Source organism: Chloroflexota bacterium, assembly GCA_014360805.1.
GTDB lineage: Bacteria > Chloroflexota > Anaerolineae > DTLA01 > DTLA01 > DTLA01.
In genome coordinates, this window is record JACIWU010000001.1 from 27,404 (window position 1) to 44,187 (window position 16,784).

At 64.5% G+C, this 16,784-nt stretch carries 19 protein-coding genes; 15 read left to right on the top strand and 4 right to left on the bottom strand.

All coding sequences use genetic code 11. The features are described 5' to 3' along the window. Positions 1-53: 53 nt before the first annotated feature. Positions 54-632 carry a GNAT family N-acetyltransferase gene (locus H5T65_00115; GenBank protein ID MBC7257633.1) on the bottom strand — a complete coding sequence of 193 codons (579 nt, stop codon included), beginning with the start codon at positions 630-632 and terminating at the stop codon, positions 54-56. A gap of 205 nt (positions 633-837) precedes the next feature. On the opposite strand from H5T65_00115, the gene H5T65_00120 reads away from it, so the two are divergent. Beyond that, on the top strand, positions 838-1,653 hold the full coding sequence (locus H5T65_00120) for a class I SAM-dependent methyltransferase (protein ID MBC7257634.1): 816 nt from the start codon (positions 838-840) through the stop codon (positions 1,651-1,653). Here H5T65_00120 and H5T65_00125 read toward each other — a convergent pair. From H5T65_00125 to H5T65_00135, 3 genes are all read right to left on the bottom strand, one after another. Further along, the gene (locus H5T65_00125) at positions 1,643-2,461 is read right to left on the bottom strand and encodes an inositol monophosphatase (protein ID MBC7257635.1); all 819 of its coding nucleotides are present in this window, start codon (positions 2,459-2,461) and stop codon (positions 1,643-1,645) included. The genes H5T65_00120 and H5T65_00125 overlap by 11 nt on opposite strands. Positions 2,462-2,524: 63 nt before the next feature. Beyond that, on the bottom strand, positions 2,525-3,361 hold the full coding sequence (locus H5T65_00130) for a hypothetical protein (GenBank protein ID MBC7257636.1): 837 nt from the start codon (positions 3,359-3,361) through the stop codon (positions 2,525-2,527). A 16-nt stretch (positions 3,362-3,377) separates the two neighbouring features. Further along, the gene (locus tag H5T65_00135) at positions 3,378-4,049 is read right to left on the bottom strand and encodes an LON peptidase substrate-binding domain-containing protein (GenBank protein ID MBC7257637.1); all 672 of its coding nucleotides are present in this window, start codon (positions 4,047-4,049) and stop codon (positions 3,378-3,380) included. A 257-nt stretch (positions 4,050-4,306) separates the two neighbouring features. Here H5T65_00135 and H5T65_00140 point away from each other — a divergent pair, with 257 nt between their 5' ends. The 14 genes from H5T65_00140 (at position 4,307) to H5T65_00205 (ending at position 16,634) form a co-directional block, all read left to right on the top strand. Continuing rightward, complete coding sequence (locus tag H5T65_00140) at positions 4,307-4,711, top strand: YbaK/EbsC family protein (GenBank protein MBC7257638.1); 405 nt, start codon at positions 4,307-4,309, stop codon at positions 4,709-4,711. A gap of 183 nt (positions 4,712-4,894) precedes the next feature. Further along, complete coding sequence (deoC, locus tag H5T65_00145) at positions 4,895-5,560, top strand: deoxyribose-phosphate aldolase (protein ID MBC7257639.1); 666 nt, start codon at positions 4,895-4,897, stop codon at positions 5,558-5,560. Next, positions 5,547-5,810, top strand: a complete 264-nt coding sequence (locus H5T65_00150) for a type II toxin-antitoxin system MqsA family antitoxin (protein ID MBC7257640.1) — start codon at positions 5,547-5,549, stop codon at positions 5,808-5,810. The genes deoC and H5T65_00150 overlap by 14 nt, the downstream gene beginning before the upstream one ends. Positions 5,811-5,829: 19 nt before the next feature. Continuing rightward, a complete protein-coding gene (locus H5T65_00155) occupies positions 5,830-6,513 on the top strand; it encodes an MBL fold metallo-hydrolase (GenBank protein MBC7257641.1) in 684 nt (227 codons plus the stop codon). A 27-nt stretch (positions 6,514-6,540) separates the two neighbouring features. After that, complete coding sequence (locus tag H5T65_00160) at positions 6,541-6,945, top strand: zinc ribbon domain-containing protein (protein MBC7257642.1); 405 nt, start codon at positions 6,541-6,543, stop codon at positions 6,943-6,945. Positions 6,946-7,073: 128 nt separating this feature from the next. Next, complete coding sequence (locus H5T65_00165; protein ID MBC7257643.1) at positions 7,074-8,915, top strand: APC family permease; 1,842 nt, start codon at positions 7,074-7,076, stop codon at positions 8,913-8,915. Positions 8,916-8,926: 11 nt separating this feature from the next. Then, a complete protein-coding gene (locus H5T65_00170; GenBank protein MBC7257644.1) occupies positions 8,927-9,595 on the top strand; it encodes a TrkA family potassium uptake protein in 669 nt (222 codons plus the stop codon). Further along, positions 9,592-10,287: an NAD-binding protein gene (locus H5T65_00175; GenBank protein ID MBC7257645.1), complete on the top strand. Its 696-nt coding sequence runs from the start codon at positions 9,592-9,594 to the stop codon at positions 10,285-10,287. Before H5T65_00170 ends, H5T65_00175 begins: the two co-directional genes overlap by 4 nt. Positions 10,288-10,399: 112 nt before the next feature. After that, positions 10,400-11,272, top strand: coding sequence for an FAD binding domain-containing protein (locus H5T65_00180; GenBank protein ID MBC7257646.1), 873 nt, complete (start codon positions 10,400-10,402; stop codon positions 11,270-11,272). 1 nt (position 11,273) lies between these two features. Continuing rightward, positions 11,274-11,753, top strand: a complete 480-nt coding sequence (locus tag H5T65_00185; GenBank protein ID MBC7257647.1) for a (2Fe-2S)-binding protein — start codon at positions 11,274-11,276, stop codon at positions 11,751-11,753. Next, a complete protein-coding gene (locus tag H5T65_00190; protein ID MBC7257648.1) occupies positions 11,750-13,966 on the top strand; it encodes a molybdopterin-dependent oxidoreductase in 2,217 nt (738 codons plus the stop codon). The genes H5T65_00185 and H5T65_00190 overlap by 4 nt, the downstream gene beginning before the upstream one ends. A gap of 293 nt (positions 13,967-14,259) precedes the next feature. After that, entirely contained in the window at positions 14,260-14,835 is a 576-nt protein-coding gene (locus tag H5T65_00195; protein MBC7257649.1) for a response regulator, read from the top strand. An 89-nt stretch (positions 14,836-14,924) separates the two neighbouring features. Then, entirely contained in the window at positions 14,925-15,473 is a 549-nt protein-coding gene (locus H5T65_00200; protein MBC7257650.1) for a sigma-70 family RNA polymerase sigma factor, read from the top strand. Positions 15,474-15,494: 21 nt separating this feature from the next. After that, positions 15,495-16,634, top strand: coding sequence for a zf-HC2 domain-containing protein (locus H5T65_00205; protein ID MBC7257651.1), 1,140 nt, complete (start codon positions 15,495-15,497; stop codon positions 16,632-16,634). The last annotated feature ends 150 nt before the right edge of the window (positions 16,635-16,784 follow it).

Below are 16,784 nucleotides of genomic sequence, written 5' to 3' on the forward strand. Positions count from 1 at the left end.
GCAACAGCGCCAGGCCCCTCGCGTTCTGCGCAGAGCCGCGCACGGCGAAGGCATCAGCCGCGAATCGTGTACCGCATGATGAACCGCGACGCTGACCCGCGTGCCACCTCCACGAAACCGGCCTTGCGAAAAGCCGACACCGTCCCCATGTACAGGAACACGACAGGCGCATCGGCCTTCTTCGGCTCCGTCGGGTAGGCCTCCACAATGCGAGCGCCGTGCGCCGCAGCGTAGTCCACGGCGGCCCGTAGCAGGGCAACGGTCAGGCCGCGACGTCGGTACGGCTTCGCGATGAAGAAGCAGACCACCGACCACACCGGCTGGTCGTCAATCGGCCGCAGCACCCGCGACCGCGCCAGCGCACAGAACTCCTCGCGCGGGGCCACCGAGCACCAGCCCACGGGCGCGCCCCCAGCATAGGCCAGGATACCCGGCACCCACCCCGCCTCCACGATGGCCTTCATCGCCAGGCGGTTGCCCTCGCCCTTCTGCCGGTCAAACTCTGCCCGCGTCTGCCGCCACCACATGCACCAGCAACCCCCGCACGCGCCCCGCGGGCCAAACAGCGCCTCCAGGTCGCCCCAACGTTCAGGGGTTACCGGATGAAACTCCCACTCACTCCCGACTTCCATCCCGCCCTCCCCGTGGCACAGCGCCGCTTTTGCACGCAGCATAGCAGAACCGTAGCCGGTGTCAAAGCGAAGAATCCGCAAGCACGCCACAGGCGGCTCGCGTAGATGGCACCGGCCTCAAGCTGCGCTTGCATGCGGGATACAATCCTGCTATACTATAATTATGTACAGAAGCGCGGAGGGTCGGCAGATGCCCCAACAGCGAGTGAAGACGCAACGAGAGTACGAAATAGAACAGAAGTGGCGCGAGCGCCTGCTGCACAATCCGACGACCGAGGACTTCCAGCGGGCCTACGATGAACTGCACGCCTGGTTTCTGGAAGAACAGGGCGGCGAAGGAGACATCTACGCGCAGGTCAACCCCCGCGGCATGGACCGCTCGCGAGTCGCCGTGCTGCGCGAAATCGGCACCGGAAAGCGCGTGCTGGAAGTGGGCTGTGGCGATGGGGCCACCTCCTACCTGTTGGCGCAACGCGGGAATTCCGTCGTATCCATTGATGTCTCAACCATCGCCCTGGAGCGGGCGCGCGCCAGGCCGGGCCAGGAGGGGCTCAGTCTTCGCTACGAATACGGCGATGCGCGTGATCTTCGGTACGAGGCTTCGTCGTTTGACTACGTGGTAAGCGAGCACCTGGTGGAGCATCTCGCCCCCGCCGACCTGAGCCGACACCTCGCCGAGGTTCATCGGGTCCTGAAACCCGATGGGTGCTACCTGTTCTTCACTCCCTCGCGCCTATGGCATGGCCGACGGTCGGTGGGGTTTCACCTCCACGTGTATTTGCTGGCGGAAATCTGTCCGCTGGTCAGGCGCCACGGCTTCGCGGTAACGTGGCTGGAGCCGCGATTCTTGCCGCGCTGGGGCTTCGTGCTGCAACTCCCGCTGGCACTGATGGGGCCCATCTTCTTGTACGAGTACCTCCTCCAAACAGTCAACGTGCACCGGTGGCCCGAATTCATCCGCGCGAGGATCATCCCGTCCATCATGATCCGCGCGCGGAAGACGGAGCGGGCTACGGGGTGAGCGGTGCGCCAGACTGCTCATTGCCGGCGTGTCGGAGCACCTCCAGCAACTCGCCGTGGAAGCGGCCGTTCGTCGCCACCAGCCGCGCCGTCCCCACAGTCCACCGGCGGCCCTCATAGTCCGTAACGCGCCCCCCTGCCTCCTCCACCAGCAGCGCCCCCGCCGCCCAGTCCCAGGGCTGCAAGTTGGGCTCCCAGTAGCCATCCAACACGCCCGCCGCCACCCAAGCCAAATCCAGCGACGCCACACCCAGCCTGCGGATGGCCTGCGCCCGCAACGCAACCTGGACGAACTCGGGCAGATTGTTCTCGGGATTGCCTACCATACGGTAGGGGAATCCCGTGCTCAGCATGGCCTGCGCCAGCGACGCCGCCTTGGACACGTGCAGCCGCTTCCCGTCCCGCCACGCGCCTTTCCCACGCTCGGCCACGAACAGCAAGTCCTGGCACGGGCTGTACACCACCCCGCACACGACACGCCCCTCGTGAACCAGGGCGATGCTCACACTGAAACTCGGCAAGCCATGGGCGTAGTTCACCGTGCCGTCCAGCGGATCCAGCAGCCACAGCCATTCGCTGGCGAGGCTGCTCGTGGACGTCCCCTCCTCGGTCAGGATGCCGTAGTCGGGGAACCGCCGACGGATGCGCTCCACGAGGAGTTTCTCCGACACCTCGTCCGCCTCGGTTACCAGATCGTTGGGCGTGGATTTGCTTCGCACGTTATGATGGTCATGGAAGCGGCGCTTCAGTTCCGCGCCTGCTTCCTGGGCAATCTGCACGGCAAACCGAGTATACTCGTTGAAATCCATATCGCTCCTTGCCAAGGTAAAGTCCCGCGAGGGGGATTGCGGCTGCCGATGCCCGCTCCGCCGCTACTCGCGCGCAACCGCTTCGTTTTGAGAGCCTGGCGCCATAGCGCGCGCGACGACCTTCAGCAGATTCGCCTTGGCAGATGGGCATTCCCGCTCCAGTTCCCGCAGGATGGCCGCCATGCGCACCCGCTCGGATGTCGCCGCGTTGGGGCATCGCGAGACTTGCGGCGGGATTCCCCGCGCCTGGGTGAACTCCACTAGCCGCCTCTCGTCAACCCCCAGCAGCGGACGGACGAGGGTCAGCACGCCGCCGAACATGACCCGCACCGGTTCCAGGCCCAGCAGAATGCCATGCCGAAACAGGTTCAGCATGGCCGTAGTGGCCGCGTCGTCGCGGTGGTGCGCGAAGGCGATGCGGTTGCACCCCTCGCGGTGCGCGGCGATGAACAGCGCCTTTCGCCGCTGGAACGCGCAGCCGAAACACGTGATCTCCCCCCGCTCGCGGTCGCGCAACTCGGCTTCGGCGACACGCTCCACGAACAGCGGCACGCCATAGGCGCGACACAGGGCGGCCAAATCATCTGGCGCAAGACACCCGCCGCAAGGCGGTTCCGTCGCCACGTGGATGGCGATGACTTCGTACTTGTCCTTGGCGATGGCCCGATGGCGCAACAGCAAATCCAGGAGCGACAGGCTGTCCTTGCCGCCCGACACGGCCACCGCCACGCGGTCGCCGCCGCGAATCATGTCGTAGTCGCGAATAGTCTTGCTCAGCCTGCGCAGGAGATAGTGAGCGCGCTTCTCCACCAGGGGGTTGTCCGAGGGATGGCGCGCAAGAACCTCAATCTGCTCTGCGGATAGGGGCGAGGGCGTCATCGCGGGCGGGTCAATGTCCATGCGCATCGCAACTCCGTCAATTCGGGGGCCGCTGGGTGAACGGGAACGTGTTCCAGCGCTCCTGGTCGTCCTCGGTGCGCGCCATGAACTGTAACAACTTCTGCTCCACGTTCAGCAGCCGCAACTCGCGCCCAAGGAGCGCGGGCAAATCGGCGCACTCCAGCAGTTCCTGCCGCTCCAGCGAAGAGATTTGAAGCGCAACGCCGATCACCCATGCCAAGATTTCAGGCTCATCGGGCAACTGCTCCACCTGGATCACGGTGCCCGACACCCGCCCCAGCAACCCCATGTACGCCCGCAGGTCATCCTTGACCCGATGCGCCAGGCGGCCGACCCTGGGATCGTCCACGCCTTCCAGGGGGAACGGCTCCACCGCTCCCACCAGGTACGGGCGCTTCTGGAGGATTTCGCGAATCACAAACCGCTCGCGGCCCACCACGACGATAGTCAGGCCCCCGTCGTTGGCATTCCGCTCCGCGCGGATGACGTGAGCCGAGGTGCCGACGCGATGCGGCACCGCGGGCTCGCCTACCTCCTGCCCCTCCTTGATGAGGACAACGCCGAACACGCGGCCCTCCGCCTGGCAGGTCGCGATCATCTCCAGGTATCGCCGCTCAAAGACGTTGATCGGCATGAGCATTCCCGGGAAAAGCACCGTGCGCAATGGGAACAGAGGGATTTCGTCCATAAGCATCCCATCCTTGTGCCCATTCTATCCACGCACCCACAAAGCGCCAAACGGGCATTGACGCTTTCGCCCAGTGGGTGTATCATAGAGGCAGAGGAGAATCGCGCGAGGCCCGCCAATCCAACGCACCCATCGCCACGCAGCGCCCATCGTGCTCGCGGCGCCTCCACAGTCCAACCAGACAGGAGGGAGTGGAGATGAGATGCAAGGACAGACTCGCCCAGTACCTGACAGAAAAGGGCGTGCCCTTCAAGGCCATGACCCACCCGACCGCCTACACCGCGCAGGAAGTGGCGGCGGCCCAGGGCGTGTCGGGCAAGCAACTGGCGAAGGTGGTCATCGTCAAGGCGGACGAGCGACCGGTGATGCTGGTGCTCCAGGCCAGCGCCATGGTTGACCTGCACAAGGCCGCGCAGATGCTAGGCGCCAAGTCCATGACGTTGGCCAGAGAAAGCGACTTCGCCGAGTTGTTCGCTGACTGCGAGGTCGGCTCCATGCCCCCCTTCGGCAACCTGTACAACATTCCCACCTACGTGGACGAGGGGCTGGCCGCCAACGAAGAGATCGTCTTCGCCGTCGGCACGCACACCGACACGTTCAGGATGAAATACGCCGACTACGCCCGCCTGGCATCGCCGACTGTGGGGGCATTCGCAAAGTAGGCAACCAAGGGCAGGGCAAAGACGCCCCCAGAACGGTCGCTTCCGGCGAAGAAGTTGCGAAAATCATCGGGCTTGGCGAGGCGAACCGCTTGACAACCGCGCCAACCTCATATACCATTCGCATCGCGGGCACGCGGCACAGATAGCCACGCGCCGCAAGAACAGCAACATCCGGAGACGCAAATGAACATCGCATCGTTGATTGACCACACGCTGCTCAAGCCCGAGGCAACACCGGAGCAGATCGTGCAACTCTGCACCGAGGCAAGGGAGTACGGCTTTGCGTCGGTATGCGTGAATCCCGTTTATGTCAAACTCGCATGGGATCTGCTCAAGGGAAGCCAAGTCAAGGTGTGCTCGGTTGTCGGGTTTCCACTGGGCGCCACTACGCCCGAAGTCAAGGCGTTTGAGGCCAGGCAAGCGATACGGGACGGGGCGTCCGAGATTGACATGGTAATCCACATCGGCGCGCTCAAGGCGGGAGACGACGACCTGGTGGAAGCCGACATCGCCGCCGTGGTGGATGTGTGCCACGCCGCCGGCGCGCTCTGCAAGGTGATTCTGGAAACCTGCTACCTCACCGACGACGAAAAGATACGGGGCTGCACCCTGGCCAAGCGGGCAGGCGCCGATTTCGTGAAGACTTCCACCGGCTTCGGCCCGCGAGGCGCCACCGTGGAGGACGTGGCCCTCATGCGGCACGCCGTCGGCCCCGACATGGGTGTCAAGGCCGCTGGCGGCATCCGCACGCTGGAGGCGCTTCGGCAGATGGTCGCCGCAGGAGCCAACCGCATCGGCGCCAGCGCCAGCGTAAAAATCATGCAGGAGGCGCAGAGTGTCCAAGGATAATGCCGCTTCAGAACCCAAGCGCATCTGCCCTATCTGCCACATCGGACAGATTCGCACCCGCCGAACGTCCCATGCCGAATGGCACGAGGACCAGTTGATCGTGGTGCCCAACGTTACCGCCGACATTTGCGACTTCTGCGGCGAAACCGTGTTCCAGGACGACCAGGTCTGGCGACTGGACCAGTTGCTGCGCTACGGCACCGACGTCCGCCACATCCCCTACGGCCGCCGCAGTCATCGCATTATGTGAACTCACTGGAGCCGTTCTCGTGGAGATCGCGCCGAACGTCCATCAGATAGAAGGCATCCCGCCCGTCAGCAACGCCTACTTGGTTATAGCAAACGACGGGCTGATCCTGATAGACACGGGCATCGCATGGGCGGCCAAGGGCGTGCTCGCCTACATCCGACGCCTGGGATTTGAGCCGTCGGCGGTGAAAGCCATTTTTATCACCCACGGTGACGGCGATCACATCGGAGGGCTGCACGCGCTTGTGCGGCAGACCGGCGCGGCGGTCGTAGCGCACCAGGCCGAGGTCGCGCTGGTGGAAGGCCGCGAGGTGCGCCGCCCCACCAATCCGAGTTGGGCCGATCGGCTCACGGCCCCGATTGTTCGGGTGTTCATGCCCTCCCGGCCCACACCGGTATCGCACCCGGTCGCGGATGGCGACTCGGTCTTCGGGCTGGAGGTCATCCACACGCCCGGCCACTCGCCCGGCAGCGCGTGCTATCGCCTTCCCGCGCAGGGGGTGTTGTTCGTCGGCGACGCCATGACTCACTTCGGCGGGCGGCTGGCCCTCCCGCTGAAGTCCTACACCACCGACATGGCCCAAGCCATCCAGTCCATCCAGCGAATTGCCCAGTGCGAGTTTGATGTGTGCGGGTTCGGGCACGGCCCGGCACTCTTGCACGACGCCCGCGCTGTGGTCGCCGATTTCGCAGCCCGCCTGTAGCACTGCCCAACTCCAAGGAGGTATGAGATGACAGAAGAAGCGCCCCAACCCGTCCGACGCTGCGCCAACTGCGGCGCCGAACTGCGCCCTACCGACCGGTACTGTGGCGAGTGCGGCCTGCCCACCTTCGTGCCGCCCCCCGCCCAGGCCACGCCTTCCGCAGAAACGCCGGCCGAAAAAATCCCACGCCCCGCCCCTGGCCCGTCGGACAATCGGACGTGGGCCATCGTTACGGGGATCATCCTCATCCTCATAGGGGCCGTCTCTTGCGGCGTGGGCGCCCTGGTGATGCTGGGAGCGTCCATGATGGCGACCGACACCGACTCGGGCTGGATCACGGCGACTGCCGGCCTCTGCTGTGTGCTGCCAGCCCTGGTGCTCATGATTGGGGGCGGGGTTGTCTGGTACGTGTGGGGGCGCAAGAAGTCCTGACCGCACTCGGCTAGCGACCTAGCGTTTGACAAGGATATCACAATGACCTAGAATGAGATACCCCGTAGGCCGTGAACCGAATTGTTCCTGCGGGGTATTTCTATCAGTCGGAAGCGGGTGAAAACCACGTGGCTCGTTCATTCAGCCTGCGGCGCATCCTGATTGGGCGACCGCTGGCCACTGCACAACTAAAACATGAGCGTCTGACGAAAGTGAAGGCACTGGCCGTCTTCTCGTCCGACGCGCTGTCTTCGGTGGCCTACGCGACCGAAGAGATCATGCTCATGCTCATCGTCGCCGGCAGCGCAGCCGTGGGACTTGCCTGGCCCATCGCCCTGGGCATTGCCACGCTTCTGGTCATCGTGGCGTTCTCGTACTATCAGACAGTGCATGCCTACCCGAAAGGCGGCGGCGCGTACATCGTCGCCCACGAGAACCTGGGCCAATTGCCGGGGCTGACAGCAGCCGCGGCCATTCTCACGGATTACGTGCTCACCGTGTCCGTGAGCATCACCGCCGGCGTGGCCGCCATCACCTCGGCGTTTCCGGCCTTGTATCCGCACCGAATTCTGCTGGCGCTTTTCTTCGTCGCGCTCATCATGACCCTGAACCTGCGCGGCGTGCGCGAATCGGGCACCATCTTCGCGATTCCCACGTACCTCTTCCTGGCCATCATGCTATCCATGCTGGCGGTGGGGTTTGCGCGGTGGATTGCCGCGGGAATGCCGCCCGCCCAGCCCCCGCGCATAGACTACCCCGCCGTGCAAGGACTGACCCTGTTCCTCATCCTGCGGGCTTTCTCCAGCGGGTGCGCGGCCCTCACCGGCATTGAGGCCATCAGCGACGGCGTGCCCGTCTTCAAGCCGCCTGAGTCCGACAACGCCGGCAAGACGTTGATCGCCATGGCGGCGCTCCTGGCGACGATGTTCCTGGGCATCACGTTCCTCACCCACCAGTTTGGCATCGTGCCCAATGAGATGACACACGAGACGCTTGTCTCCCAACTGGGCCGGTATGTGCTCGGCGAAGGCTCGCCGCTGTACTTCGCGCTCCAGGTAGCCACCATGCTCATCCTGGTGCTGGCGGCAAACACCAGTTTCGCCGACTTCCCGCGCCTGTCGTCCATCCTGGCCCGCGACCGCTACATGCCGCACCAGTTCGCGAACCTGGGCGACCGGCTCGTGTTCTCCAACGGGATCATCACGTTGGCGCTGGCGTCGTCGGCCCTCATTGTGCTGTTCGGCGGCCAGACCACCCGCCTCATCCCGCTGTATGCCATCGGCGTATTCCTGTCGTTCACGCTCTCACAGGCGGGAATGGTCGTGCGATGGTGGCGTCTGAGAACCCACCATTGGCAACTCAAGGCGGCCATCAACGGGCTTGGCGCGCTGGCGACCGGCGTGGTGCTCATCGTGATCGCCGCGACAAAGTTCGCCCTGGGCGCCTGGATCGTCCTGCTCTGGATACCGATCTTCATCTCCTTCTTCCTGGCGGTGCACCGCCATTACCAGCGGGTCGCAAAGCAACTGTCCCTGGAGAACCGTGGCAGCCTCCCGCCGATCCGTCGGCACCGCGTGATCGTCCCCATCGCCGACGTGCATCGGGGGGTAATCGCCGCCCTGAACTATGCCCGCTCCATCTCGGACGACGTTACGGCCGTGTATGTGGAAGTAGACCCCGCCGACACGCCAAAGGTACAGCGAAAGTGGGCAGACTGGGGCGAAGGCGTGCGGCTCGTAACGCTGAAATCCGAGTATCGCTCCATCATCGGCCCGCTGATTGAGTATGTGGACAAGGTGGATGACCCCAATCGCCGCGACCAGGTGGTAACCATCGTGCTGCCACAATTCGTCCCCGCCAGGCCGTGGCACAATCTGCTGCACAACCAGACGGCGATCCTCATCCACCTGGCATTTGTATTCCGGCGCGACGTCATGGTAACCGACGTCCCGTTCCATCTTGAGGAATAGAGGCAATTCCGATGAAATTCATTGTCGTGGGGTGTGGGCGCACCGGCGCAACGCTGGCGCAATCGTTATGCCGCAAGGGGCATCAGGTGGCCGTCATTGACAAGGACGAGCGCGCGTTTTCCAGGCTTGGCGCGGGATTCCGCGGGCGCACTTACGAAGGGCTTGCCTTTGACCGCGATGTGCTCCTGCGAGCGGGCATCCAGGATGCTGAAGGGCTGGCCGCGCTCACCAATGACGAGGCAGCCAACATGATCGTGTGCCGCATTGCGAAACTCGCCTTCAAGGTGCCAAACGTGGTCGCGCGACTCTACGAACCCGAACGAGCCTCGCTCTACAAGAGCATGGGCGTGGCGACCGTGTCATCGGTAACGTGGCGGGTGCTGCGCCTGGAACAGTTGCTGTGCCAGCCCACCCTGAGCGTCGTGGGCAGCCTGGGCAACGGCGAGGTTCAGGTTGTAGAGGTTCAGGCCACCGAGGGGTTGGTGGGCCGCCTCGTCAAGGAGTTTGTCCACCCAGGCCAGACGACGGATGTAGCGGTGCTCCACGGCGGTGCGGCATCCTTGCCTACGATGGACACGTCGCTGGCAGAAGGCGACCGACTGCGCTTGGCCGTCGCGTCGGACTACCTGGACAAATTCAAAGCCTGGCTGGAAAATCTCAAGAAAGAGGAACGATCATGAGAGTCGTCATCGTAGGTGGCGGCAAGGTCGGTTCGTACCTGGCAGCGCTGCTCCTGGAAGGCCAGCATGAAGTATACGTTGTGGAAAACCGCCCCCAAGTGCTGGCGCGCCTTCACCGCGAACTCCCAACCGAGGCTATCGTGGACGGAGACGGCCTGCGCCGTGAGACTCTGGATTTGGCCCACGCCGACCGCGCCGACGTCCTCGTAACCGTTACAGGCGACGACGAGGTGAATCTGGCCATCGCCCTCATGGCGAAAACCGTCTACAAGATTCCGCGCGTTATCGGCCGCATCAACAACCCGCGCAACGCCTGGCTGTTCACACCCGAGATGGGCGTGGACGTGGCGGTCAACCAGACGGATTTGCTGGCCAAACTCATTGTGGAAGAGATGTCGCTGGGCGACATGATGATTCTCCTCCGGCTCCGCAAAGGGGAGATTTCGCTCGTTACCGAGAAACTGGAACCTGGCGCGCCGGCCGAGGGCAAGCGCGTGGCCGACCTATCGCTCCCCAAAGACTGCCTCCTCGTCGGCGCAATCCGCGAAGGCGACATCCTGGTGCCCCGAGGGGATACGGTTCTCCAGGCTCACGATGAGATCCTCGCGCTGGTGCGAACCGGCTCGCACATGGCTTTCCGCAACCTGCTGGCCAATCCGGCGCGGGCAGAAGCCGTAGAGACTCAAGACTGACCCCGCCGCAATGGCCCGCATCGGCGCAGCGCGGGCGAGGTCATCGGCGATAACCGCACACTCCGGCGCAGTGTCACTGCACGGAGGACATTGACGAAAGGATGGGTAACGCATGTGGCAAGAATACCTGTTTGCGACCTCGGTAGAGCACGCGCTGGAATTGCTAGGCCAGTATGAGGGGCGTGCCCAACTCATCGCGGGAGGCACAGACCTGGTGCTCCAAAGCCAGCGCGGCGAATGTCCCGCCACCGTCATTGTGGACATCACCCGCATCCCTGGCCTGAATTACATCCAAGAGCAAGACGGCCATATCGTCGTCGGTGCGCAAGTTACCCACGCCCAGATCGCAGCGTCATCTCTGATACGCGAGAAGGCCCCCATCCTCGCCATGGCCTGCGCGCAGGTCGGCGGCCCGCAAATCCGAAACGCCGGCACCCTCGTGGGCAATGTGATCAACGCGCAGCCCGCCGCCGACGGCGCTGTGGCCCTGTTCGCGCTGGACGCCGAACTGGAAGTCGCAACCCCCGAAGGCCGGCGATGGGAGCCGATCGCCCACGTGTACCGCGGCGTCGGTGTCTGCACCATCAACCCCTGCCAGGAGATGGTAACGGCCGTCCGCTTCAGATCCCTCACAGGCGCTTGCGGATGCAACTACCAGCGCTTGGCCCGCCGCAAAGCGTTGACGCTCCCCACGCTCGTGGTGGCGGTGGTGCTGGAGATGGCCGGCGACGCCATCAAGTGGGCGCGCATCGCCATCGGGCCGGTCGCGCCCACGCCCTACCGCGCCGCCGACGCCGAGGCTTACCTCATCGGCAAGAAGGCAGAAGAGTCGGTCTTCGCCGAGGCCGGGCGACTCGCCGCCGCCAAGGCCCGACCGCGCGACAGCCTGATACGCGGTTCTGGCGAATACCGGACGGCCATGGTCGGGGTGTTGGTGCGGCGCGCGCTGGCTGCGGCTGCCCAGGAATGCCACGGGAGGCGATAAGATGCACACGCTGATGATGAACGTCAACGGATCCGACGTCCACGTTGAAATCTACCCGGACGAAACGCTGGCCGAGGTTCTGCGCGACCGGCTCGGCCTCATCGGCACAAAGGTAGCCTGCGGCGAAGGCGAGTGCGGCGCCTGCACCGTGCTCATTGACGGCGTCGCAGTTACATCCTGTATTACCCCCGCCATGAAGGCCCATGGGCGCCGTGTGGTTACCATAGAGGGACTTACCGAAGACACAGAACTGCACGTCATTCAGCAGGCTTTCGTGGACGCCACCGCCTCGCAGTGCGGATACTGCACCCCTGGTTTCATCATGGCTACCAAGGCGCTGCTGGATGCGAACCCCAACCCCACACGAGACGAGATCATGCACGGCATATCGGGCAACCTGTGCCGCTGCACAGGTTACTACCAGATCGTGGACGCAGTGGCCCTGGCCGCGAAACGCCTCGCAGAGGAGGAGCGATCATGAGCAAAGCGATTGGCTCGCCGCATACTCGCCTGGACATCGTCGCGAAAGTCAAGGGAACCCGCAAGTACCCGCAGGACTTCAACATGGAGGGGCAACTCTGGGCCGCCGTCGTCTGGGCCGCTCACCCTCATGCCATCGTCCGACGCATTGACACGTCGGCCGCCGAGGCGCTGCCGGGCGTCGTGCGCATCCTCACGTCCAACGACGTGCCCGTCAACAGTTACGGCATCAACATCCCCGACCAGCCCGTTCTGGTGGGCGAAGGCGAAAAGGTGCGCTGGGTGGGCGACCGCATCGCCATCGTCGTGGCCCAAGACCGCCGCACCGCCTACAAGGCGCGGGATCTGGTGCAGGTGGACTACGAACCGCTGCCGGTGGTGTCCGACGTGTTCGCCGCCATGCAGGAGAACGCCCCTCGCATTCACGAAGACCGCCCCAGCAACATTCTACACCACATTCCTATACGCAAGGGCAACATAGAAGAGGGTTTCGCGCAGGCCGATGTCATCGTGGAAAGCGAAATCTCCACGCCTTTCGTGGAGCACGCCTACATGCAGCCGGAAGCAGGCATCGGCTACATAGACGAGGAGGGGCGCGTTACCGTTATTGCTTCCGCCCAGTGGCCCCATGACGACCTGCACCAGATCGCGCGCATGCTGGACCTGCCGGAGGACAAGGTGCGGGAAATTGTGCCCGCAGTCGGGGGCGCATTCGGAGGGCGCGAGGACATGTACATCCAGCATCTCCTGGCCCTCTGCGCCTTCGTCATGCGCCGGCCGGTGAAGATGGTGTGGGACCGCGAGGAGTCCATCACCCGTACAGGTAAGCGCCACCCGTTCTACTTCCAGTACAAGGTCGGAGCCACGCGCGAGGGCATCCTGACGGCTGTCCAGATTCGCCTTGTCTCCGACGCCGGAGCCTACGCATCCACGTCCGTCCCCGTGCTCAACAATGCGGCCAGTTTCGCCGCGGGGCCCTACAAGTACCCACACGCGCACGTGGACGCCTACACCGTCTTCACGAACAACGCGGTTACGATGGCGATGCGCGGGTTCGGCGCTACGCAGCCGCCGGTCATGTACGAGAGAATGCTGGACCAGTTGGCCGAAGCCCTGCACATGGACCCGGTGGAACTGCGCATGAAGAATCTGCTGGGCGACGGCGACATCAGCATCACCGGCAATGCCATGTGGGGCGGCGTAGGCATCAAGGAAACGCTGCGGCAGGCAGCCCTGGCTGCCGGCTGGCGGCAGGAAGGCGAGCACTGGGTCAAACCCGACCTGGGCCAGCCGTCCGCCCCGCACAAGAAGCGCGGCATCGGCATCGCCTGCGCGTACAAGAACGTCGGCTACTCCTTCGGCTTTGACGACAAGTCGGAGGCCGAAGTCATCCTCCGCCTCAAGATGGACGGCAGCATCGCCAGCGCAACGGTCAAGACCGCCGCCGTGGAGGTAGGCCAGGGTGTAACCACCGCCCTCGCCCAGATCGCCGCCGAGACGCTGGGCATTCCGGTGTCCAGGGTGCGCATCGCCCTCATTGACACCAGCGACGTCCCTAACGCAGGCAGTTCCTCCGCCTCGCGCCATGTGTACATCACGGGTAACGCGGTGTACGGTGCCTGCAAGGCGGCACTTGAAAAGCGCGAGCGCATCCTGCTGGAGGAAAGCGGCGAACCGACCGTGTCGGCCCGATACCTGTACCACGGCCGCTCCCATCGCCCCACGACGCCCTATGACCCCGAGACAGGGCAATGCAATCCGCACATCGCCTACTCCTACGGCACCGAGATCGCCCTCGTGGAGGTGGACACCGAGACGGGAGAGACAGAGGTCTTGAAAATGTGGGCCGCTCACGACGCGGGCAGGGTGGTCAATCCGGCCCAATACTTCGGCCAGGTGGCCGGCGGCGTCCACATGGGCGTGGGCTACGGCCTGACCGAGGAGTACATGCAGCAGGACGCACGGCCGCGCACCCGCCACTTCAGCGAGTACTTCATCCCGACCGTGCTGGACATGCCGCGCGAACTGGTCTCCCTGGCCGTAGAAGTGGAAGACCCCACCGGCCCCTTCGGCGCGAAGGGCCTGGGCGAGACGCCGACTCTGCCCACAGCCGCCGCAATCGCCAATGCGATCCACGACGCCACAGGTGTCTGGCTCAATCGCATACCGGCCACCAGCGAAATGGTCTGGCGCGCGATTCATAGCAGGGGCTAGCCGAACACCCGCGATCTGCGGCCTGGGCCAGCTCCCTCGCCCCGCTTGCGGGCAGAGGGCTGGGGTGAGGGGTACCCCGCATGGAGAGAACACGTAGGGCGGCTTTCCCTAGCCGCCCGTCCCCTCGCCCCGCGCAAGCGAGGAGAAGGCCAGGGCGAGGGGTATTTTGCGGCTTCCCGCGATTGCATCCCTAAACGCAAGTTGTGCTATAATAGAAAATGTAAGAAACGGAAAGCCCCGATGCGCAGGGGCGCACGGGGCATTTCGCGTCCGTGCTTCAGGTGGGGGGAAAATTGGCAAAGAAGGGCACTCTTCTCAGCACTGGCGAAGTAGCCACTCGGGCCGGCGTAACCCGTACCACGGTGCTTCACTGGATCAAGTCCGGGAAACTACAGCCTGCCCTCACGACCGCTGGCGGCCACTACCGCATCGCAGAGTCTGACCTGGCGCGCTTCCTGGCCGAGCACTACGGTACGGACGCGCCCGGCCCCAGAAACGTCATCCTCGTCGTGGACGACGAGCCTTCCATCCTGGAAGTCGTGCTCCTGGCCCTCCGGCCTGCCTTCCCCGGATGGCGCATGGAAACGGCATCCGATGGCGTGGAGGCCGGCATGAAACTGCTCCGCTTCACGCCGGCGCTTCTGGTCCTGGATCTCATGCTGCCGGGGATTGACGGCTTTGAAGTCTGTCGCCTCGTGCGAAGCGACCCCGAACTGCGCAAAATTGCCATCCTGTGCATCACCGGCTACAAGCACCCCGGCATATACGAGCAGGCCCTGGAGGCCGGCGCCGACGAATGCCTCTTCAAGCCGCTTGACATGAAGACCCTGAGCGAAAAAGCGCAGGAACTTGTGGCCCGCCACCGCTAGCCCGGGCAGCGGCCCAGTGTCACATTATCGCCCCCTGCGGTGTTATTCTATTGAGTTCGCCGCGCGTAGACCCGAAAGGACAAGGGTACGTGGACATTTCCGACGCGCTTCTCCTACAACGGTGGCAGGACGGCGACGAGACGGCCTTCGCCGACATCTTCCTGCGCCACTACGGCCCACTGGTCCGCGCGCTACGAAACCTGCTCGGCTCCACCGACGAGGCGGAGGACATCGCGCAGGAGACGTTCTGGCGGCTCTACCGGCATCCGCTGGCCGCAGAACGAGAGCACAACCTGGCCGCCTGGCTCATGCGCGTGGCGACACGCCTGGGCTACAATGCACTGCGAGAACGGGCGCGGCGGGAGCGCAGGCAGGGCGTGTGGCAGCAGCAGGTGGAAACCACACCCAATCCGGAGACGGAAGCCCTTCGGCAGGAGACGCGGCGAGAGGTGCAGCAGGCCTTGGCCCGAATGCCATTCCGCCAGGCGCAGATACTGTTCCTGCGGCACCAGGGATACGCCTACGCGGAACTCGCAGAAATCGTCGGGGTCAAAGTCTCATCAGTGGGAACGTTGCTTGCCCGCGCCGAACGCACCTTCGCCAGACACTACCGCGGCGACGCGCCGGGCAGCATGTGAAGTTTGCGAGAGGAGGCAGAGATGCACATCCCTGAAGGCACTCTCCGCGCATACCTGGACGAGCAAACATCGTCCGAAGAAACGCGCACCATCGCCGAACATCTCCGCGCATGCGTCGCGTGCCGCGAGCGGCTGGCGAGGCTGGAAGCCCGCCGCAGCCACGCCGCAGCCGCCATGTCCACCCTGCAGCCCCCGGAGGACCGCGTGCCCACCCATCCGTCCCAGGCCCTCGCGCGGTTCCGCCAGCAACACAACGTCCACGAACACAACGAAAGGAGACACGCTCCCATGAGAAAGCACAACAACCTGGGCCGCTGGAAGCCCGTCTGGATCGGCCTCGCGGTCCTTGTCATCGCATCGCTGTTCATCTTCTACCCGCCATTGCGGACGGCGGCCTCGGACTTCCTGGGCATTTTCCGTGTCCGCAAGTTCGTCGCCGTGCCCATCAACGTGTCGGCGCTGGAGAACCCGACGTTTGAGAACCTGCTGCAATCCGCGTTCTCGGATCAACTCACCGTCACCAAGGAACCAGGGCCAGCGATCCCCGTCGCCTCCCCCGAGGAAGCATCCGCGGCCCTGGGGTTCGCGGTGCGGCTCCCGTCGGCACTGCCCCAAGGATACACGGCCCAGCCCAGCATGAGCATCCAGGGCGAGTTCGCATTCCGCGCGCGTGTGGACATGGATTACGTGCTGGCCGTTCGGGAGGCCCTGGGCAAGACGGACGTCCCCATCCCGCCGGGGTTGGACGGGGCGGTGCTGGACGTAACCGTGCCCAAGATACTCGCCGCCAACTACACATCGGAGTGGGGTTGGCTCACCGTAGTCCAGGCCATGTCGCCCGAGGTTCAGTTGCCGCCGAACCTGGACTTGCAGCAAATCGGCGAGTTTGGCCTGCGACTGGCCGGCATTCCGGCGGATCAGGCCCGCCAGATGGCTGCGGTCATTGACTGGGCCAACACGCTCATCATCCCTGTGCCGCTGGGCTACGCCTCTTACGAAGAGGTAACCGTGGCAGGCACGCGCGGCGTGCTCATCAGTGACAGCGCAGAGGAGGCTTCCGGGCACTACCTGCTCGTCTTCGCCAAGGATGGCATCGTGTACGGGCTGGAGGGGGCGGCCTCGGCGCAGGAACTGCTGGCCGCCGCCGAGTCCATGTTCTAGGGTGAGGGGCACTCGCGGGCCACACACCTCACCCCCGACCTTCGGCCACCCCCTCTCCGCTCGCGGAGAGGGGGATTGAGGGGTGTGAGGCCGGCATGGGCACGGGGCTAAACCCCCGCGCTCAAGGAGCAAAGCCCCTTCGGGGCTGCG